This window comes from Alcanivorax sp. S6407, from assembly GCF_023016115.1.
Lineage (GTDB): Bacteria > Pseudomonadota > Gammaproteobacteria > Pseudomonadales > Alcanivoracaceae > Alcanivorax.
In genome coordinates this window covers 164,567-184,820 of sequence record NZ_JALKBH010000003.1, presented here as the reverse complement: position 1 = coordinate 184,820, position 20,254 = coordinate 164,567, and the positions used below count along the sequence as shown (strand labels likewise).

The 20,254-nt window shown below is 52.2% G+C and carries 15 protein-coding genes; 12 read left to right on the top strand and 3 right to left on the bottom strand.

What is annotated here, in order from left to right:
• Positions 1–134: 134 nt before the first annotated feature.
• Positions 135–2,243: a molybdopterin-dependent oxidoreductase gene (locus MWU49_RS09600; RefSeq protein ID WP_246971210.1), complete on the bottom strand. Its 2,109-nt coding sequence runs from the start codon at positions 2,241–2,243 to the stop codon at positions 135–137.
• A gap of 299 nt (positions 2,244–2,542) precedes the next feature.
• Positions 2,543–3,136: a TetR/AcrR family transcriptional regulator gene (locus MWU49_RS09595; protein WP_246971200.1), complete on the bottom strand. Its 594-nt coding sequence runs from the start codon at positions 3,134–3,136 to the stop codon at positions 2,543–2,545.
• 154 nt (positions 3,137–3,290) lie between these two features.
• Here MWU49_RS09595 and MWU49_RS09590 point away from each other — a divergent pair, with 154 nt between their 5' ends.
• A complete protein-coding gene (locus MWU49_RS09590) occupies positions 3,291–5,309 on the top strand; it encodes an NADPH-dependent 2,4-dienoyl-CoA reductase (RefSeq protein WP_246971197.1) in 2,019 nt (672 codons plus the stop codon).
• A 75-nt stretch (positions 5,310–5,384) separates the two neighbouring features.
• Here the strand turns inward: MWU49_RS09590 and MWU49_RS09585 are convergent, their stop codons facing one another.
• Positions 5,385–5,957, bottom strand: coding sequence for a hypothetical protein (locus tag MWU49_RS09585; protein WP_246971192.1), 573 nt, complete (start codon positions 5,955–5,957; stop codon positions 5,385–5,387).
• Positions 5,958–6,322: 365 nt separating this feature from the next.
• On the opposite strand from MWU49_RS09585, the gene MWU49_RS09580 reads away from it, so the two are divergent.
• The 11 genes from MWU49_RS09580 (at position 6,323) to MWU49_RS09530 (ending at position 20,253) form a co-directional block, all read left to right on the top strand.
• Positions 6,323–6,571, top strand: a complete 249-nt coding sequence (locus MWU49_RS09580; protein ID WP_246971189.1) for a pilus assembly protein — start codon at positions 6,323–6,325, stop codon at positions 6,569–6,571.
• Positions 6,572–6,675: 104 nt separating this feature from the next.
• The gene (locus tag MWU49_RS09575) at positions 6,676–8,400 is read left to right on the top strand and encodes a pilus assembly protein TadG-related protein (protein ID WP_246971187.1); all 1,725 of its coding nucleotides are present in this window, start codon (positions 6,676–6,678) and stop codon (positions 8,398–8,400) included.
• Between the two features lie 35 nt (positions 8,401–8,435).
• A complete protein-coding gene (locus MWU49_RS09570) occupies positions 8,436–9,623 on the top strand; it encodes a hypothetical protein (RefSeq protein WP_246971185.1) in 1,188 nt (395 codons plus the stop codon).
• Positions 9,624–9,750: 127 nt separating this feature from the next.
• On the top strand, positions 9,751–10,242 hold the full coding sequence (locus MWU49_RS09565) for a hypothetical protein (RefSeq protein WP_246971183.1): 492 nt from the start codon (positions 9,751–9,753) through the stop codon (positions 10,240–10,242).
• Positions 10,243–10,263: 21 nt separating this feature from the next.
• Positions 10,264–15,342, top strand: coding sequence for a DUF6531 domain-containing protein (locus MWU49_RS09560; RefSeq protein ID WP_246971181.1), 5,079 nt, complete (start codon positions 10,264–10,266; stop codon positions 15,340–15,342).
• A gap of 107 nt (positions 15,343–15,449) precedes the next feature.
• Positions 15,450–16,010, top strand: a complete 561-nt coding sequence (locus tag MWU49_RS09555; RefSeq protein ID WP_246971178.1) for a hypothetical protein — start codon at positions 15,450–15,452, stop codon at positions 16,008–16,010.
• A 188-nt stretch (positions 16,011–16,198) separates the two neighbouring features.
• Positions 16,199–17,035 carry a hypothetical protein gene (locus MWU49_RS09550; protein ID WP_246971176.1) on the top strand — a complete coding sequence of 279 codons (837 nt, stop codon included), beginning with the start codon at positions 16,199–16,201 and terminating at the stop codon, positions 17,033–17,035.
• A gap of 8 nt (positions 17,036–17,043) precedes the next feature.
• Positions 17,044–17,721, top strand: a complete 678-nt coding sequence (locus MWU49_RS09545) for a hypothetical protein (RefSeq protein ID WP_246971174.1) — start codon at positions 17,044–17,046, stop codon at positions 17,719–17,721.
• Between the two features lie 14 nt (positions 17,722–17,735).
• Positions 17,736–17,942 carry a hypothetical protein gene (locus MWU49_RS09540; RefSeq protein WP_246971172.1) on the top strand — a complete coding sequence of 69 codons (207 nt, stop codon included), beginning with the start codon at positions 17,736–17,738 and terminating at the stop codon, positions 17,940–17,942.
• Between the two features lie 49 nt (positions 17,943–17,991).
• The gene (gene cpaB, locus MWU49_RS09535) at positions 17,992–18,894 is read left to right on the top strand and encodes a Flp pilus assembly protein CpaB (protein ID WP_246971170.1); all 903 of its coding nucleotides are present in this window, start codon (positions 17,992–17,994) and stop codon (positions 18,892–18,894) included.
• 45 nt (positions 18,895–18,939) lie between these two features.
• Complete coding sequence (locus MWU49_RS09530; RefSeq protein WP_246971168.1) at positions 18,940–20,253, top strand: pilus assembly protein N-terminal domain-containing protein; 1,314 nt, start codon at positions 18,940–18,942, stop codon at positions 20,251–20,253.
• The last annotated feature ends 1 nt before the right edge of the window (position 20,254 follow it).

The window sequence follows — 20,254 nt, the reverse complement described above, 5'->3', positions numbered from 1 at the left end:
ATTGTGGTCTTTTGATTCTCGAAACTCGGTACTCGAAACTCGCTTCTGGAATCCTTACCTCGCTGAGGCTCGGATCGCGAGCAGGCTCGCTCCTACGGTGGATTCTATCTAGCGGCTCCGTGATGCATCAGGCATCAGGCGCTGATATTTACCGGTACGCCACTCATGAATGCCTGGTTGCTGAGCTTCTCGTAGCTGCCGGGGCCGTTGGGCAACAAGGCATTGATGTTCACACCCGGGTAGCGGTTGGCCACGGTCATGCCCGGGGTTCTCTTGTTGCCCCAGCCGTGGGTCATGGCCACTACACCCGGGCGCAGGCTGTCATCGGCCCGCGCCAGCGCCTGCACTTCACCGTATTCGTTGCTGACCGTCAGGCTGTCACCATCTTCCAGACCCAGTGCCGCCATGTCTTCGGGGCTCATGTGCAGTGGGTTGTGATCATGCTTGCCGCGTTTCAGTTTCGGCACGTTCTGGTACCAGCTGTTGTGCATGTAGTTGGTACGCAGATTGATCAGCCGGAAGGCGGGGGCATCCTGTTTCAGTTCCTCGAACTGCGAGTTGGCCAGCGCCATGGCTTCGGCAAAAAGGGGTGGGCAGCAGTCCACCCGCTTGTCATCGGTTTGCAGGAAGTCGTCATAGAATCGGCCAATGGACTGGGTGTCCAGTACGGCGGTGCCGGAGGGCGAGGCCTTGAGTTTTTCCACATTGATCTCATGGCGCGACATCATGTGTTCGAGGCGGCCGAAGGGGTTGCCGGGCTGATCCAGCAGGGAGGCGGGCATGCCCATCTGCTGCAGCAGGCGCGACAGAATCCACCATTCTTCCTTGCGCTCCGCGGCAGGCGGCACCACCGCATCGGTGTATTGCACGTAGGGCTGGTACTGCATGCCCAGACCACAGATGTTGATATCCGGGCGCTCCAGCATGTCGGCGGAAGGCAGCAGGTAGTGAGCGTATTCGCCGGTGGCATTGCGGAACAGGTCGATGACCACCAGCAGGTCCAGTTTTTCCAGTGCTTCCCGCCAGCGCGCTTCGCCACCCACACTCAATAGCGGGTTACCGGCGATCACCACCAGCGCGCGAATCGGGTTGTCTTCATCGAGAATCATGTCCGGCAGCAGGTTGCCGGGCAGGGCGCCGCGGATATGACGCAGCTCTCCGTACGCGCTGGAGAAGAACACCTCATTGTTGCGAACGCGGCCTGCCTTGGCGGCGGGATAGAAGCCTTCGCTGTAGAAGTTGCCGCCCACCTTGTCCAGATTGCCGGTGACAAAGCTGAGCATTTGCAGCAGCCAGTAGCAGAGGGTGCCATGGCGGCCCATGTTGACGCCGGTGGACATGTGCACCGCAGCACGCTCGGCGCCACTGAATTCATCGGCCAACGCGCAGATCTGGTCTGCGGGCAGGCCCACGATGTCGGCGACAGCGTCGGCGGAGTAGGGGGCAATAAAGTCCCGCAGCTCCTGTACATGCTTGCCATGCTCACGCAGCACGTCTTCATCAAAGCGGCCCAGCGCATCGATCTCATGGAGCAGCGCAGCCATAAGATAGAGGTCGGTGTCCGGCAGGATCTGGATCACCTCGCCGGTTTTCGGGCTGGCCGATTCAATCTTGCGTGGGTTGATGTAATAGACGCTGGCGCCTCTCTGGCAGGCGGCGCGGATCTTCGCCATGGGATCGGCGATGGAGATAAAACTCATGTGCGAGACTTTCGGGTTCTCGCCAAAGATCAGCAGACAATCGGTGTGATCGAAATCCGGCAGCGGGTGCAGGGTGCTGGTGCCGAACACGGCCTCGCCGGCGGCGAACTTGTTGGCACAGTCCTGTGTGCCAGAGTTGAACAGTCGGCGACTGCCCAGGCTCATGAAAAACTCGCCAATAGCCTGGCTGCCAAGGGCATTGAAGGCGGTGGGATTGCCGATATAGCCGGCAATGGCGTCCGGTCCGTGCTGCTCAAGAATGCTTTTCAGCGCGCTGGCCACGTCACCGGTGGCACTATCCCAGTCCTGTGACTGCCATTGCCCTTCGCCGGGTTGCCTTGAGCCCTGACGCATCAATGGGGTGTTGAGGCGATCCGGGTCCTGGTGAATGGCCAGGTAGTTGACCCCCTTGTGGCAGGCGAACCCCTGGGTTACCGGGTGATCACGATCCGGTTGCAGTCGTTGCACCTGACCCTCTTCCACCTGTGCCACCAGTGCACAGGACGGTTCACAGACACGACAGAAAGTGGGGATCGATTTCATGGCGGCATCCTTGTTGTTGTGCTTTTTTCGAGATGGAGTGGTAAGGGCTGTTGCATCAGGCTTCAGGCGCGGGGCCTCAACGGCCTGATGTTCGAAGCATGAGACACAGCCAGCTCCACTCACCTCAGACTGCGATGAATTTTTATCAGGCTATCGGCAAGCCAGTGAGGGGAACATGACCAGAGCACTCAGGAGGGCGTTAATGACGGTGTATCAGTCGCTTTTGGCAGTGCAAAGGTTGGGGTACGCCTGACGCCTGACGGCAGTTACCAGTTACCCGATACGAGATGCGAACAGGGTTAACTCAGGGCCGCCATGATCAGCGCTACCGCCTGCTGGCTGACCGCTTCCATGTCTTCCTGATTCACATAGATGCCATCAATGGTCAGACGGCACAGCCCATGGATGGTCGCCCAGCTGGCCTGGGCCACCCGAAGCGGGTCGGTACCCTCTGGCAAACGTCCCTGAAGCAGGGCGCTGAGCCCCTCGGCGTAACGGCGGAAACTGCGGTAGGCGACTTCTTTCAGTTCCGGGGTGGGTTCGCCACTTTTCCACAAGGTGCGGCCGAACATCAGTTCGTACTGCTCCGGGTTCTCCGTCGCGAAGCGAAGGTATTCGATCACGAAGGCCTGAATATCGGGTGAGTTGCCGGCGGCTTCCAGTTGGCGCTGGATGATTTCATCCAGCTGGGCAAAGGCGCGGGTGGCCAGGGCACAGAGGAGGGCGTTCTTGTCCCTGAAGTGGTGATAAGGCGCGGTACGGGACACACCGGCGCGCTCCGCCAGTTTACGCAGTGACAGCCCTTCGACACCCTGTTCACTGAGCAGAGTGTTAGCTTCCTGCAGCAAGGTGTCATGCAGGTCTCCATGATGATAGCGGGCGTTCTGAGTCATGTGTGTCCTGTCTTTTCAGGCCTTTCGCGTGTTGCGTGCAGCGTGATGCATGCTGCGCCTCTTGAACAATCTTGACACCGTCAACATAACTCCCTAACTTGACGCTGTCCAGATACAATTTAGCCATCATTGGTGAACCCCCGGAGACACCGCCATGACAGCCAAGCACTATCCGCAACTGCTTTCGCCCCTGAAAGTCGGCCAGACCGAACTGAAGAACCGCGTGATCATGGGTTCCATGCATACCGGTCTGGAAGACCGCTTCTGGCAGTTCCCCAAGTTAGCGGCCTATTTTGCCGAGCGCGCCCGTGGCGGGGTTGGCCTGATGGTGACCGGGGGCTTCAACCCCAACAAGCAGGGCTGGTTCTATCCGTTCTCCAGCCTGTTCAACCGTCGTCTGGATGTGCGTAACCACCGTAAGGTCACCGATGCGGTGCATCAGGAAGGTGGCAAGATTGCCCTGCAGATCCTCCATGCCGGTCGTTACAGCTACCACCCGTTCTCCCGTTCTGCCTCTGCCCTGAAAAGCCCGATCAACCCTTTCAAGCCGAAGGCGTTGACCACCAAGGAAGTAGAGAAAACCGTCAAGGATTTCGCCCACACTGCCTGGCTGGCCAAGCAGGCCGGTTATGACGGTGTCGAGATCATGGGCTCCGAGGGTTACCTGATTAATCAGTTCACCGCCCCCTGCACCAACAAGCGCAAGGACAAGTATGGCGGCAGTGCCGAGAACCGTCGTCGTTTCCCGCTGGAGATAGTGCGTGAGATCCGGAATCGCTGTGGTGCAGACTTCATCGTCATGTTCCGCCTGTCAGTGATCGACTTGGTGCCGGATGGCTGCACCAAGGAAGAAGTGCTGGATCTGGCCCGCGAGCTGGAAGACGCGGGTGTGGACATCCTCAATTCCGGTATCGGCTGGCACGAAGCACGGGTACCCACCATCGTCACCTCTGTGCCCCGCGCGGCCTTTGTGGAAGCGACCCGCCAGGTCAAAGAGCACGTTTCCATTCCGGTGGTGGCGTCCAACCGTATCAATGACCCGGACGTGGCAGAAAAGATTCTGGTTGATGGTCAGGCCGATGCGGTTTCCATGGCGCGACCGATGCTGGCGGATGCGGAGTTTGTGAACAAGGCGGCGGCAGGCCGTGCCGACGAGATCAATACCTGTATCGCCTGTAACCAGGCCTGTCTGGATCACACCTTCTCCATGAAGCGGGCCTCCTGCCTGGTGAACCCGCGTGCCTGTCATGAAACGGAATTGCTGTACCTGAAAACCGCCAGTCCGAAGAAGGTGGCCGTGGTCGGTGCCGGCCCGGCGGGCCTGTCTTGCGCCACCGTTGCCGCCGAGCGCGGGCATGACGTCACCCTGTTTGATCAGGCCAGCGAGATTGGCGGCCAGTTCAATATGGCCAAGGTGATCCCCGGCAAGGAAGAGTTCCACAACACCATTCGCTATTTCAGCAAACGGATCGAGAACACCGGCGTGAAGCTGCAGCTCAACACCCGCGTGGAAGTGGCCGACCTGGAAAAGCAGGGGTTTGACGAAATCGTCATCGCCACCGGTGTGACCCCGCGTACCCCGGGCATTCCCGGTGTAGACCATGCCAAGGTGCTGTCCTATGTAGACGTACTGCGCGGTAACGCCGAAGTGGGCAAGAAGGTGGCGGTAATCGGCGCCGGCGGTATCGGCTTCGATGTCTGTGAATTCCTGGCCGAGGCCCCCCGTGACGGCGAACAACCGCTCCCTGAGTGGATGAAAGAGTGGGGCGTGGACATGGACACCGAGGCCCGCGGCGGCCTGGTAGAGCGTGAAGTAGAAGCCCCGGTACGGGAACTGACCCTGCTACAGCGCAAGACCACCTCCCTCGGCAAGGATCTCGGCAAGACCTCTGGCTGGGTACACCGCGCCACCCTCAAGGCTCGCAATGTGGACATGCTGGCCGGCTGCAGCTACGAGAAGATCGACGACGACGGCCTGCATATCAAGATCGGAGAGGAAACCCGGGTACTGGACGTGGACAACGTGATCCTCTGTGCTGGCCAGGAATCTCTGAAAGAGTTGTATCAGGAAGGAAAAGACAACTTCCACCTGATTGGTGGTGCCGAACTCGCGGCAGAGCTGGACGCCAAGAGGGCCATTCGTCAGGGGGCAGAAGTGGCTGCGAAGCTGTAAAAGGCAGCTGCCGCTTCCAGCTTTGAGCTATCAGGAACAAAAGAAAGCCCCGCGTTGCGGGGCTTTTTTTTAAAATTATTCAGAGGTGATTTGTACTGTGCTTATATGGCTTTCATCATACAAGCCATTAAAATTTAGTGCGTTTTTTTGGAGCTTTCTGATTTCTACATACTGGCTCTTTTGCAAGAAATGATAAAATTCCTTGAAATTATCGTTTGTAATCTTGTCCGGCCCACCCTTCACAAAAATGATCGCTCCGTCTGTCATAACATGTCTTTTCCAGCCTTTTGGGAGCTTGCTCATATAGTGATCATCCAACTGCGAAACATTTTTTTCACTGCCGAAGGTGCCAACGCTCGACGTGCCATCATCCCGGGTTGTATAGCCTAAGAGCTTTGATTGAGGCTCAGGATAAATCGCCCAATCAATATCGTTATGATCGGGAAGAGTTTGAGTGGAGAACTCGTCGCCATTCCCTGAAAAATGAATCGGTTTGCCATTGGAGTAAGCCTTCATATCAGACTCCACCTCCGCCATGTTCTTCATGATTTTCGCTCTTATTTCAGGGGGTAGATCGTCATAGGGAGCGGCATGGCTTGGCGATGTAAATATAGAGAGAGAAGCGAAAAAAATGAGAGTCCTGATCATGATTGTCCTTGAAGAAACGACTGTGAGAAAGATGTCATGCCAGCCCCTGCCCGAAAATTGATTAGGCTCTGTGCCGGTCTGATCGAGGGCAACACTAACCCTCAAAGGAAGGGGGGAGGCAATAGTAGAAAAGGATGGAATTCGTTGTTATGAGCCCTGCTTCAAAAAAAAATGTGCTATGGCAAATGGCTTACAAGAAAATCGCTTATGGCGCTTGTCGCGCACTACATGTGATGTTTCACTTCCCGCCCGGCGAAGGGGTTTGAGGCAAATTTATATAATTGTCTCAATAGGCGCTCGTGGCGTGGCTTCTCTTTGCTACGAATAAAGGACTAAAGATTGATCTATAAGGGAAGATTATGAGCATGAAGAGAAAACAGCTTGGCCAAGGCATGACCGAATACATCATCATCGTTGCCCTGATCGCGATCGCCGCCATCGGTGTTTACCGCTTGTTTGGTGACACGGTGCGGAACCAGACCGCGGGTATGGCCATGGAGTTGTCTGGTCAGGATGGTGGCACGGCGCAAGGCCGCGCCGCGACCCAGGCCTCTGCAGCAGAAACGGATGCCAACACCGCCCGTAATCTGAGCAACTACACCGGTAACAACTAATCACTGCACCCTTTCACCTGCCTCAAAGCTTGCTTTGAGGCGGGCTGTCAAAGACTACAAATATCCATGGAATGGATTATCTCTAACTGAGGAATGCTCAGGGAGTGAGCACAGTGCTGAATGGAAAGCGTCGACAGAAAGGCCAGATGATGGTCTACGTCACGGTCATGTTGCTCGTGATAGTAGGCGCTGTTTTCTACGTTTTTGATGGCTATACCATCAGTAGTGAAAAAACCCGGTTGCAGGGCACGGCTGATGCCGCGGCATACAGTGTCGCGGCTGTCGAAGCAAGAAATCTCAATTTCCAGGCGTACACAAACCGGGCCATGATCGCAAACCATGTGGCTGTTGCTCAGGCCACTACTCTGGTGAGTTGGTCGCGCTGGCTTGATCGGACTGCAGAGAATCTTTCCAGAGTAACCCAGTTGATACTTCCAGTGGGTGTTGTCACTACGATTATCTCCCAAGCGGCCAGCACCCTTAATGCCACGATAGAACAAGTCGCGAGGGTGGCGAACTCGGCCCTGGACAAGTTGATTCTGGCTATTTCTGCAAGCCAGCAGGTCATGCATGCCAATACCGTCATGATGGCAAGGCAGGCGTACTCGAACGTTGTTAAAGCGAATGATAACGAAGTCGATGCGGTTTACACCCTTACCTCACTGGATAGTTTCAGAAAAGCCCATTTTGATTTCAGCAAGCAATACAGCCCTGACAAGGCTTATGACGCTTGTGGAAGCTGGTCTTCTGGTGGTTGGACAAATACCGGTTCTGGATTCCTGGGGTGGGAGTGGAATCCTCCTGAGTGGACTGCTCCAGGAAGCGAGATTGATCGTCAATATAGTGATGAGTTTCGGAATATCTTGCTGAAAAGCCGGGACAGATTTACGACCAGAAGAAACCAATTAGCCGGGGTGATGAAAACCAAAGTCACTGTACCGCTTGTTTCACGGTTCTGGATGGAACGGGATGGTGGAACAGAACTGATCAGGAATACCGAAAACTGCGGACCTTATTTCAAGTGGTCCTCAGTGGATACGCTTTCGATGCATTATGCATTGGGGGAGTGGGATTGGGGCGTTTTTCAGGGTTATGACGACAAGGGCGAAATGCTACCGGTGGGCTGGGGAGCTGCGCAGAGCGGTAAAAATAGCAACGACAGGATTGATTACAGGGAAACCCATGGCGACAAGTCCTACTGGAAACGAAACGGTATGGCGTCAGGGTTGGCTCGATGGGAGTTTGGTCAGGAGCAACCTGTTACCTCATATGTGGGGATGCGTGATTTTCGCGCTCTGGCTGAGCCAGGGCTGCTGGATGAGGGACCAGGTTTGATTGTCGCTGTCACAAAGCCCGCGAGTGCGAAAGGGCTGCAAACTGCCACAGAGCTAACAGGAGCAAGTGGGTGTGCCGAACAGGCTAAACAAGATGACTTCATGGATGGGCGGATGGTCAGCATCGCCAAAAGCCGGGTTATTTTTCGTTATCCCCATGATCTCCATCCTCGATCAAGTGGCAGAAGAGAGTATGGAAGTCTCTATAGCCCGTATTGGCAGCCCGCATTGGATGATCTTACATCCGTAGAAAAGCTGGGAATAAGAGCAGAGCTTGGTGTCACTGGAAACAGCGCTGGTGCGGTAGGTGAGGCCTGCAAGAAAGCGGGAGGTCCCGACGGAGGCGGTGATGATGGCTCTAGCAACCAGGGTGATGGTTTGCCTGAATCTGGCAACGGTACAGGTAATGAGTCCCCTGATTCAGGTACTGAAGAAGAAAGCAATGGAGATGGCAACGAACAGCCACCGGTGTGTGATCTGAACGTTACCGTTTAGTAATACGGATAGTGATCGAATTGGCAGGATCAAGCATGACATCAACAAGAAAGGACATTATCAGAATTGTTGGCATCACCTGTTCTATTGGGCTGATTACGGCTTGTGGAGGGGGAGGAAGTGGTGGCAGTAGTAGTACTACCTCTGCCTCGTCGAATCCGGCAGACCAGGATGTCACGCCAAATGATCCGTTGCGTATGGTGAAAGCGGCTTCCTTTGTGGATGAAGACGCTGTAGCGATATTGGCACCAGGGTCAGTAATAGATGACACCATGTTGCCACTAACCCGTATGGCAACGAATTTGAATCTGGCACTTGGGGTAGACCTCACTGGGTCAGGAAGGGCTTCCTCCAGCTATTCGTGTGAGACAAGTGGAAGCTTCCAGGTGCTGGAGCAAAAGCTGGAGGCGACAAATTCTCCTTATAGCGGTGGCAACTTCGACATGATCTCATCAGTCTATAAAAGTTGCGTGGAGAGCACGGTAACCTCTGGCGGAAGTCCAGCAACTTTTAGTGGCTTTCGGAAAATTGGCTATCCCGTATCCGGACCCGGGAGCGGAGAATTTGCCAACGAAACCAGCTTTATTGGCTACGAGAAATCAGGAATCAGTCTTGATGAGCCCTTGTCAGCGAAAGGGGTACTGGGTGGAAATATTGATCAGTCAAGATACTTGAGTGCCCATATGCTTCTTGAAAGGGCGGATACTGGAACAGAAGCATATGGTGCTACTGGGGGGGGGACCAGTCAGTATTCAGTTGTAAGGATGTCGTCTAATTTTGAGGATAAGAAAACAGTCACTCTTACCCAGTTGGGTGATGAAGAAAATAATCTGTGGCTTGAATACGAACCACAAGGCGATAACCCGGTGGAAGAATCCCATATCGAGCGGTACGAAGGGATCTATGGAATGGAGTTCCTTGCTTTTCAGGGCGGTCAGGTACCAGCAAGTTGCCCACAAGGGCACTTCGAAGTGAAGACCGTATCAGACCTGTATGTCGGCAAGGAAGATGAAGACCCCAAGTATTCAGACGACAGCTACCGGATCAGTAGTGGCTCCCTGCAGATGAAGGACGAAAGCGGTAAGACTGCCACGGTTGTCTATAACGGCGCAGCGGAAACCATCACCATTTCACTCGATAGTGGCACCCCAAAGGTTTATACCCTCCAGCAGGTAGAAGATCTGCGATCTAATCGCTGCTACAAGCCCGCATTGGGCTTCTAGTCTGGCAATCGTCTGCCTAATTCAGTCATCAGGGAACAAAAAAGGAATAGCAATGCACCAGGGATATAGGTGGTTGGCTGTCTGGATATTCATTGTCGCCATACCAGCAACAGGGCTGGCAAATGATATGGCAGCCCCTGCCGGAATATGGACGGAGACTGCACAGCAGGAAAATATTCTGGTGGGTAACGACGGCAACACACGGTTCATGATCATCTATGACCCGAACTGTCCCTACAGTGCTATTCATTACACCAGACTGAAGAAACTCATCCCGGAGTTCTCTGCCCGATGGGTCGCGGTTTCCTATTACAAGAACAACAGCAATGCCAGAACCCGGGCCATTATTGAAGCGGATGATCCGGCGGAAGCTTTGGACAAAAACTTCTCCTCCTACGACTACGAGCATCAGCAGGGAGCGTGGCCGATAGCTGAGCAGAATGACGTGATCACTGTGAACCAGAAAGAGTTCAAGGCCCGTTGGCAGTCATGGGCCGGAGCAACGCCGATAACGCTGGTTCGTAGCAAGGGCGGAACCACAAGAATGTTCTTTGGTGCAGTGCATAACCAGGACAAGCAGGAAGCCTTCCTGGAATTCGTGGATAACAACCTGAAATAAACCGTGGAAAAAGGAATTTCCGTGAAAAAGGTTGCTGTAAATCAGCACAGCGCAGGGATGCGTGATAATGCCGTTACAGAGTCATTATGGTGGAGCGCCGTTCTGCTTTTGAGTCTGTGCTTGCCATCAATGGGGCTCTCCCTCGAGCAATGCGAAGATCCGGGTGTGTGTTTTGCAACGGAAGCCGCGAAACAGGCCTGGGCAGACCAGAATCAGTGTGGTTTTGGCGATGATGCGGACGGACTTGGCAATGATCTGACCGAAGACGGCACAGACGGGCCGGGTAATGGCAGCCCAAGAACCTGTTCTGCGCCAGATAATTCACTTTTCCCGGGCGCCAACCAGAATGACTCTTTCTTCAATTCAAGTACGGTTCAGGCCTCAGGCAGTACCCTGGAGATCGCCCCACGTAATGGATTGTCTGATGCGGGTGCGTCGGTTCAGACCGGAATCAGTGCAACCCATGTAGGCAATCCGATCCATGTGGTCACCGGTAATAAATATCAGGCAGAAAAGGATATCGATCTGCCGGGGCTCAATTTTGTTCGCCACTACAACAGCTTGTCCACGTTTCGTGGCCCCTTCGGTAACAACTGGCGCCATGGCTTTGATGTCCGTTTTGTCGATCGTGGCAACAAGGTCTATCTGTGGCAGGCCGATGGTCGCCGTATCGATTTTTCGCTGACGGGATACGGCGAAGATGCAGAACGCCATATGGCACCGGTACAGCATGGCGACGGCGAGCTGGTTATCAGCGGTGAGCAGTATCTCTGGCGCTGGGAGAATGGCACAGAGTTGTTGCTGTTGGACAAGAAGGGGGGGCGACTTGCGAAAGTCACCAACACCTCGGGTCCCGAACTCCTGCTGGAATATGACCCTCAGTGGCGCTTGACGGGAGTCAGGGAACAAATAAAAGCGCATCACAACAGTGATCAGCGTGCGAAACAGACCAGCAAAGATCTGGATTCCTATACCCGTAACGAGGTCATCCGGCAGATTGCTTTTTCCTACAATGATAATGGCAAGCTGGCTGAGGTTAAGGTTGTGGGTGGGCAACATGTCTACTATGACTATGACAGTAGTGGTCGTCTTAACCGGGTTCGTTATGACGATGGCGCAGAACGCCTCTATCACTACGAGAATGATGCCTTTCCTTATCACCTGACCGGGATAAGCAGTGGCTTTGGCGAGTCAGATGCTGTGGCAAGTGGCAACAAAGGCAAGACAACTCGCATTTCCACCTGGGCCTACGATGAAAAGGGGCGGGCAATCTCGTCAGCTCGCCAGGGGCGTGCCCGCCAGAATGTCACACTTGAATATGGTGATGGTGAAACCCTGGTCACCGATCAGGATGGCATGACCAGCCGTTACGTCACTTCGATGATCGGTGGTGTGCCGCATGTCACCAAAGTGGCTGGGCCTGGATGTGGCCCCTGCCAGCGGGGAGATAATGAATATCTTTACCGTGGCGGTTTTCAGCTGGTCACCGATACCACTGAGAGCGACGTGCTGTCCACCCAGGGTGATCGGAGTCGCATTGAAAGGGACAGTGTTAACCCGGACGGAAAGCATGTCCTGGAGATCACCCGCAACAAGCAGGGGCTTCCTGTCACCGTGACGGAGACAGGCTGGTCTCCTGTCGAAATCGGGAAATACCACGAAATAGCGCGTACTACGCAATATAAGTGGGATATGGGGCGCTTGGTGGAGCGTGATGGGCCACTGGAAAATGGACCGAAAGGCACACCTGAAGATTCCGACATCACCCAGTATCACTACAACGACAAAGGGTGGCTGATACGAAAGACCCTTCCCAAGGGGCTAACGGAGTCATTCGAGTACGACCAGGCCGGCAGGGTCATCACGTCAAGAAAGAAAGACGGGATTGTATCCACCATGGAGTATGACGTGCGTGGGCGTCTGGCCAGCCTGAGTCGTGCCGGGCAGACCATCACACTCACCTACGATTATCAGGGAAAAATCGACACGATCAAGAACCTTCTCGGTCAGTCGTTCCTGCTCGAGCATGATGTATCCGGTGATCTTGTTGCGATTACGGATCAGGAAGGTCAAAGGATAACCTGGGAGTATGGCCTCGATGGCAGGGTAAATCAGAAAAGCATCTTTGATGCTGATGGGACACTGTCCCTGAATAAGTCGACTGATAAGAAAGATCTGGCAGAGCTGTTTACCAATGATTATAGGTCAGAAATAGTTCAAAACCGTAATAACAAAATAAGCATTAGATTTGATTCGCAGGGGAGAATTACATCATATCACTATGATGATTTTGGCCGCCTAATCAGAACACGCAGTCCTGTCACGGGTACAACAAGTTACCGTTATGATGTAACAGATAATCGAACCATGACCCGTTACAGTGATGGTTCTGAGATACAGAAAAAATATGATGTGGCCGGAAGGTTAATCAGGCGCTCCAGCGAATCAGAAGTGGTTGAGCTTGAGTGGGACGACAATGGCCGCTTGTCACTTGTGCGCCATGAAACAGATGGTCATGCCATATATACAGAGTCATTCCGTTACAACAGTATTGGCAAGCTGTCTTTGCACAAGCGAATCTTTGATGATGCCGAATTTGAAACGGGCTATCAGTACGACCGTTTCGGGCGCCTTGAAATCAAGATGTTACCAGGTGGGGAGGTCTTACAATACCGATACCATGATGGAAATCACCCTAAAGCCGGGTCTTTGTCTGCTGTTGAGAGAAAGGGGACATTCGGCAACAAGTCTCTGATTACCGGTATCAACCGGGCAGGGGAGGCGATCAATGATAGAGAATTCGAATATTTCAATGAGTTGAGTCAGAGAAGCGCAATCGATATTGATGGAAATGTCACGTTTGCGGGTGGAGAAAAGGTAGCCTTCAGCAATATTAACTGGCGAAAAGGCAAATCAGGGGTTCAATTCAACTCTGCTGTTTCAGTTCAAGCATCCCTGAATACGGAGGAAATTGGGACTGACCCTTCACCAAACAGCACTCTCTCGATCGTCCCATTTAGCAATCCCGTCTATGAAAAAACCTACAATCCGGACGTTGAATATCACTATCCAGCTGAAACAACTCCACATGATGAACGAGGGTTCCTGCGCAAGTCACTGGAAATGATAGGGCTTGTCAGTAACTTTACTGCTCCAGACGGTGATGGTCCGGAGGGGCAGCCGGTAAATTGGAGCTCTGCGAATTATAATCAACGCGGTGAATTGATTAATGATGGACGCCATCACTATCAAAGGGATGTTTTTGGTCGGTTGATTGCTGTCTACAAGGAAGAGAGCAGTGGTGCTCGGGCCCTGGTGGCCAACTACAAATACAATTTTTTTGGGGAACGCATATCCAAAACCGTCTATGCAAATCCTGAAGATAATCATTTTGATCAAAATAGTGGCGTGACAACACTATTTCTATATGACGGGAATAAGTTGGTTGCTGAAGCCACAAAAACCGGAATACAGCGGCAATTCCTCTATCTTGGAAACAGGCCTGTCCTGATGAACCAAGGAAATGAATATTATCCGATTCATACGGATCATCGATATGCCCCCCTTGCTGTAACGGATAAAAAACAAAGGGTTATCTGGCAAGCAGGAGTGGGTGACAACGGGGCCAGTCATACCCGGGAAGGGGCTTGGTTGGCTATGCCATTGCGTGGATCTAATCAGTATCACGATGCTGAGACAGGTTTACATTATAACACTCACCGATATCTGGATCCGGCGATAGGCCGCTATTTAAGTCCCGACCCGAAGGGGTTGGAAGTAGGTCTTGATCTCCATCTGTTTGCTCTTGGACAGCCGCACCGTTTCGTCGATTTGGATGGTCGAGCTCCTGCTGTAGGTCAGCGGAATTCGCTCCGGGAAGATAGCATGCCATATGGCCTGGTTAAGCCTGCAGAACAGGTCGGAACTAATTATTCAACACAGGATCTATGGGCTGCAAGTAACGTTCAGTCCACAAGCGGTGGTGTTGTCCTTGATGCTATTGGTCAGCTCTTGATGCCAAACTCACAAAACTGGAAAGAAGAGGCGTTGATATACGCGGCTTATGGGAATTACGAGCCAAGGTGCGCAGATGATGTGTTAGGCCCAGATAAAATTGATGCCTCGTATTGGTCTGATGATTTAAAAGCGTATGAGTTTTTGGTTTTAAAAAATAGCATTGATGCTGTAATCAGACTGACGGCTGCTTCAAAAAGTGGAGAGGCTACTGTCAGCATAATGGAAGAGTTGGGTGAAGCTGCGGTTGACGCCCTAAAGCTACATAAAGGAGCTGAGACGGTTATTAAAATAGGTGCGTTGGCTCAAAAAGGAGCAAATCATCTATTCATGGAGTTCACGATTAAAATGCTTATTGAGCAAGACCCCTTCGGAAATATAGAGAGGATAGTGAAGGGTGTTTTTTCTGATTATGGGATTAGCACCTTGGATCAGGCAATTAAAATTGAAAATTTGGATCTTGATTTCTCGATGGTATATGAGATTTTGGGAGTGATACAAGGTGAGCTAACTCAAGAAGCTCTTGCATTACAGGACGGTTATTATCGCAGTTATAGAGAAAGATTTGAAAGAGTGGAGGAGGCCACTATGAGGCTGCATTCAGAGGGAAAGGATGCGGCTAAGGAAAGTCTATCAGAACTCTATGCGACGGAAACTATCTATTATCTTGAAAAGATAAGAGAACTTGAGATTATCGCCAATGGAAAAGTCATTCCAGCTAGAAGAGTTGCTGATCAAGCTATTAGAGATTACGACGATTACAACAAAGATAGTATTGAAAGTGGGGGGTATGACCCTGAAGTTCTCGAGCTTGTTGTGGCAAGGATGGATGAAGCAATTAATGTATCCGGAGATACGGAAAGGAATGCGAAGTACGCGTCGTCTGTAGAAACTAAAGCAACTGCCCTTTTGGAGAAAGAAGGGGTTGTGTTTTCAAATAATGATCCAGTTAGTATTCAGTTCGATGAGTGGCTCCCTATGACTGATCGACAAATTATAAGGAATGAAATGAAAGCTCATTACCTCGATCTTGTCGGATTAATTTATGGTAGTTCAGCGTTGTTGATTTTTGAGGGTGAGGAGTGATGAGATACCTGTCATTGTGTGTTGTGTTGATAATTATGGTCGGGTGCTCATCTGATAAAAGTTATGAGGATCCAGATGGGTGGTGCCTTCAAGGAGAGCTGATAAAGATGGCGTTATCTGATAGGTACGGTTCAAATATTGCTGGCCCAGGCAGTGATGACTCTATAAAAATTGCTGTTTCAGAGGAGTGTTTGGATTCTGATACTTCTCCTGATCCGTTTACTAACCCATATAGAAACCCTAAAGCGTTGAATATGAAGTTTTGTCTCCCTGCAGTGGAGGGATGTAATGGAGGAATTAACACCTATATGAGTATTTATGTCGACAAAAGAGATGTGAATGTAAAAAGCTGGATTTCAATAGCGAGTTCGGAAACCCCGTTTGAAGATCGTGAGAGTGTAAAGGTTTTTACAGAGAAAAAAACTCGAAGTGACGGTACGATTAGGGAGAAAACATATTTTGTTGATAACGATGAGGGTTTCGTATCTGTCTGTTCCGGGGCTCCCTTAAAGACCAGTGAGTGTCTTCTTGTGGGTTTTAATGAATATTATCATATCTCTTATCAAATGACCGTTCATGGTAGCACGAGTCTTAAATGGAATGAGGTTCATGCGAAAGTTTTGAGTTATATAGATAATGCTTTGGCCCGTGCAAAGGGTTTTGATTAGTGTCAGATGCTGACTTTTGTTCAGTTGTCAGAGTCTTTTTTTATTATTGAAAACGGCGGTCTCTTAGGTGCTGAATTTATAATAAATTAGGGTGAAGGTATTTAAATTATCTATATTTTGGGCGTGGCTTTTTGCTGCTACCCCTATTTTTGTTCTTAAATTTTAACATGACTGTCGAGCTCTCAAGGATGAGAAAAAGTTATCAGTTATCACGAAAGGCCCAAGGGCAGTCCCTTGTAGGTTTTCTGGTGGCAACCATTTTTGTTCTCGTCCCTGCTTTTATCGGGGTCTCTTACCTCGCCAAGGCAGGCGAGTTGCGCCACAAGACCTATGAAGCCGCGCGCTATAGCGCTTGGGAGAAAGTCGCCTGGCCAGGTGGGGGATCCGGTCATAGCAAGAGCGATCAACAGCTGGCATGGGAATCCCGTTACCGGGTCATGGGCAAACCGGATCATGTATTTAACAGCCGGACGGATCACCAGGCACCGGGCTCCGCCGATCAGGCAAAACTCGATCCCATGTTGTATAGCGCTTATTTGAAGAAGCCCGGATACAACACTGTAGCGAAAGGTGCCAATACATCTTCCACCGGTGCAGCCGTAACATCCAGCACTCTGAAGGCAGATCTGGGTGGGATTCTTGGTTCAGGTGGAATGAGACTGGTGGTGCAAGGCTTGGATCTGGATACCACTGGTTATCGCAAGGCTGCTGTCGCGATGCCCCTTGAAGATCCGGATCAGGACTGGATTCCAGCCAGTAATCTTTCCATGAAGCACCATTACGTTTTGCTTGATAACGCATGGAATGCCGCTAGCCCTGTTCAGGCAAAATCCCGTGTAAAGAACATTGTTCCCACTGATCTGTTGGATAACGGGGTTATCAGGACAGGCCTAAACCTTGTTGGTTTCCTCTTTCCTGAAATCAGAAGTGACAATCTTGAGTTTGGCAAGGTGGATGTTGAAGTGGCGCCATGCCAGCGATTATCCACTTATTCAGGTTCTACAACCCCTTCTGCCTGTCGTTGAGTGACATCATGACACTAGTGAATCGATTTCTTGTTTGTGCTGGCCTGCTGCTTTCCAGTATTACACATGCTTCAGGGTGGCCAGATGTTCCCGTGCCTGAGAGCGTCAGCGTGACCCAGGTTTCTGAGGACATGGTCTTCAATGGCGTGCCCATGAAGATATTCAGTTTTGAATACCTTCCTGGCAGACAAAAGCTGCTTGATTTCTATCGGAATACTTGGCGCGAGGAAGAGATCGAGTTCAAAGAGCATGAGCAGGGGCAGTGGGTGATCCTGAGTGCCCCTCACGACAAGTTCTACGTCACGGTTCAGGTTTCCCAGCTGGGAAACACCGGTTATGCGCAGATTGGTATCAGCAACTGGGGTGCCGTCAGCAAGAAAACCCCTGACCCTGGAACAGGCTTCCCGCGGCTGCCTGACTCGCTGGTGGTGAATGATATCAGTGCCACTGATTCAGGTCGTCGATCCCGCACATTGCTGGTCGAGAACGGCCATTCCATTGCCAGTAACTATCGCTACTACATGGGGCATTACCAGCGTCAGCACTGGAATGTGGTCAGGAGCAATCTTGATGTCAAGAAAGGCGCTGCTGCTCTCACAGTCGCCAGGGATGACCGTGAAATGGAGATTGTCCTCACTCAACAGGGTAGCAAGTCTCACATATTTGCCGTCGAGATTATTCATTAATCATGGAAGAAACGATGAGTCACAGTGTTACGAGAACTACGTCGGGTCTGAAACGGCATCAGCGCGGGCAGGCCTATGTGGAGTATATCGTCGCCACAGTCTTTTTGATCGCCGCGCTGTATGCACCGGTGTTCAACGGTGAAAGTGCAATGACTTTGCTGATCGCCGCCTTCCAGGCGAATCAGGAATCCTATGTATGGGCCATGTCGGTGCCGGATTGAAACTGAGTTTCTCGATTAGTTAGCCATTATAAATAGCAGGGTATTTCAAATGAAAAAGTACGCCGCTCTCATCATGCTGGTGGTTGCAGTGGGGCTTTCCGCTCTCGCCGGTTGGTTGGGATTCAGCTACCTGGAGCAGCGTGAAACCGCGTTGAGGCAGGAATTAAACCAGATGGAGCAGCCCGTCACCGTGGTGGTCGCCAAGTCGGATTTGTACCCGGGTGACGTTATTGGTTCCCACAACATGGCGGTGATGGATATGCCAGGCCAGTATCTGCCGTCCGGTGTCATTGTAGTGGATGCCTTTGGCGCCGTTGAAGGACTCCGCTTGAAGGTGCCCATGCGGTCTGGATCCCCCCTTATTCAGGCTTTTGTCGCGGGTGCTCCGGGCTCTGGCAGCTTTGCCGAGTTGCTGAGGCCTGGAGAGCGAGCGGTCACCCTGGAAGCCGACCCCCTGAAATCCATCGAAGGGATGATCAATTCTGGCGACAGCGTGGATCTTGTGTTGCTGCTCGATAGTGAAGAGTCCGATGTCTCGGACAGCCCTCCGATCATCAACTTGCTCGATAACGCCACGGTTCTGGCCACCGGGGTGCGTACTCTTGCGGACGTGGGGCAGCAGGGCGACGGCACACTCTATAACTCGATCACTCTCGGTATTCCTGTGGACAAGATCCAGTCGGTACTCACGGCTGAGGAAAAAGGAGAGGTCTTCTTTCTTCTGAGACATCCCGATGATACCGGCGTCGCCCGCTTCGGTGATGAGCTGGGTAACGGTAATGGGGTGGAGATTATTGCTGGCGGGCGCTCCAACGGCGGAGTTCTGAGTTCCAGCAGCCAGGTCATTTCCCGGCAGGAAGAGGGTGTCTGGCAGGAACAGGCAGCTGAAAGTGGTCGTGTATACAGCCTTGCGCGGCATCAGTGGGATGACGACGCGCAAAGCTCGAATTAAATGGTGGATGGATTCTTCATGGATGTAATAACCAGGTGTTTTCCGGTGCAAAAGGTATTGCTCTTTCTGTCACTGGTTTTTGGGGTGTTGACACCGGGGCTGTCACAAGCGGCTAACTGGAATGTGGATTTGTTTGCCGGCCAGGCCAGAACGTTCACTCTGGGGACGGTGACCCGCGTTGCGGTGGGTAATCCCGATGTCGTCAACTACAAGGTACTGGATGACGGTAATCTGCTGTTGATCGGGGTCCAGCCCGGTATTTCTACGGTATCGGTGTGGAAGGAGGCGGATCGGCAGGTTTCTCTTGAGGTATCTGTGACCCCGCTGCCGGTGGATCGTCAGATGAAGGTGGCTGAGCAGCTGGCCAGCCATGTGGATGGCCTTACCGTCGAGAAAATGGGCCAGAACCTGGTTTTCAAGGGCCGGGTTTCCAGCGATTTTACCCAAACCATCAACCGTATTATTGGTCAGCTCCCGGGAGCGATTAACCTGGTACGTGACGACGGTTTTGAAAAGGCAGAACTGGTTCGTCTGGATGTCAAAATTGTTGAGATCAAACGCCAGGATATCCAGAAGCTGGGAGTCAGGTGGGACAACGAGATTGCTGGTCCAGCCTATGGCGTCCATGCGCCGGTGACTACCAATCCGGTGTTTGGTGTAATCAGTCCGGCACAAAATGGCCTGCCCGGCGAAATTCGCAATGCCCTGCAAAATGCCAACTATCCGGTGAACAGCTATGACACCCTGCAGTATTTTGGGGTCACCACAGGCATCACTTCCACCATTGATGCCATGGCAGAGGCAGGCAATGCACGGATCCTTACCGCGCCGAGACTGATTGCCCGTAGTGGTGCGACTGCAGAATTTCAAGCTGGTGGTGAATTCCCCATCCCGGTGATTAACCAGGATGGTTTCACCAATGTGGATTTTCGTGATTACGGTGTTCTGCTGAATATCGCGCCAGTGGTGCAGGGTGAAGACATCATGATTTCCCTTGCGGCTGAGGTCAGCAATATTGACCCTGCCGTCCAGGTAAACGGTATCCCCGGTCTTCTTAATCGCAGTACCGCCACCACCATCAATCTCAAGAATCACGATTCGTTGGTCGTCTCTGGCCTGATTTCCAATGTCAGCTCATCCCAGACCCAGAAAGTGCCTTTCCTTGGTGATATTCCGATCCTGGGCAGATTGTTCAGCAGCAAGGATGACCGAGTGGAAGAAGCAGAGGTGCTGATCATGGTGACTCCACACATTGTTCAGGTTGAAGATGACGACAATCAGGCCCTGGTGAGTAAGGTTCAGAGCTATGTCGAGGAAGTCAAACTCGATACTGAACTCGACACCCTGCTGCTGGAGTAGA

Coding starts and splice junctions, on each gene's coding strand:
- MWU49_RS09555 (WP_246971178.1), top strand. CDS start 15,450: ATGGCGTTATCTGATAGGTACGGTTCAAATATTGCTGGCCCAGGCAGT.
- MWU49_RS09590 (WP_246971197.1), top strand. CDS start 3,291: ATGACAGCCAAGCACTATCCGCAACTGCTTTCGCCCCTGAAAGTCGGC.
- MWU49_RS09540 (WP_246971172.1), top strand. CDS start 17,736: ATGAGTCACAGTGTTACGAGAACTACGTCGGGTCTGAAACGGCATCAG.
- MWU49_RS09595 (WP_246971200.1), bottom strand. CDS start 3,136: ATGACTCAGAACGCCCGCTATCATCATGGAGACCTGCATGACACCTTG.
- cpaB (WP_246971170.1), top strand. CDS start 17,992: ATGAAAAAGTACGCCGCTCTCATCATGCTGGTGGTTGCAGTGGGGCTT.
- MWU49_RS09570 (WP_246971185.1), top strand. CDS start 8,436: ATGACATCAACAAGAAAGGACATTATCAGAATTGTTGGCATCACCTGT.
- MWU49_RS09580 (WP_246971189.1), top strand. CDS start 6,323: ATGAAGAGAAAACAGCTTGGCCAAGGCATGACCGAATACATCATCATC.
- MWU49_RS09565 (WP_246971183.1), top strand. CDS start 9,751: ATGGCAGCCCCTGCCGGAATATGGACGGAGACTGCACAGCAGGAAAAT.
- MWU49_RS09550 (WP_246971176.1), top strand. CDS start 16,199: ATGAGAAAAAGTTATCAGTTATCACGAAAGGCCCAAGGGCAGTCCCTT.
- MWU49_RS09545 (WP_246971174.1), top strand. CDS start 17,044: ATGACACTAGTGAATCGATTTCTTGTTTGTGCTGGCCTGCTGCTTTCC.
- MWU49_RS09585 (WP_246971192.1), bottom strand. CDS start 5,957: ATGATCAGGACTCTCATTTTTTTCGCTTCTCTCTCTATATTTACATCG.
- MWU49_RS09600 (WP_246971210.1), bottom strand. CDS start 2,243: ATGAAATCGATCCCCACTTTCTGTCGTGTCTGTGAACCGTCCTGTGCA.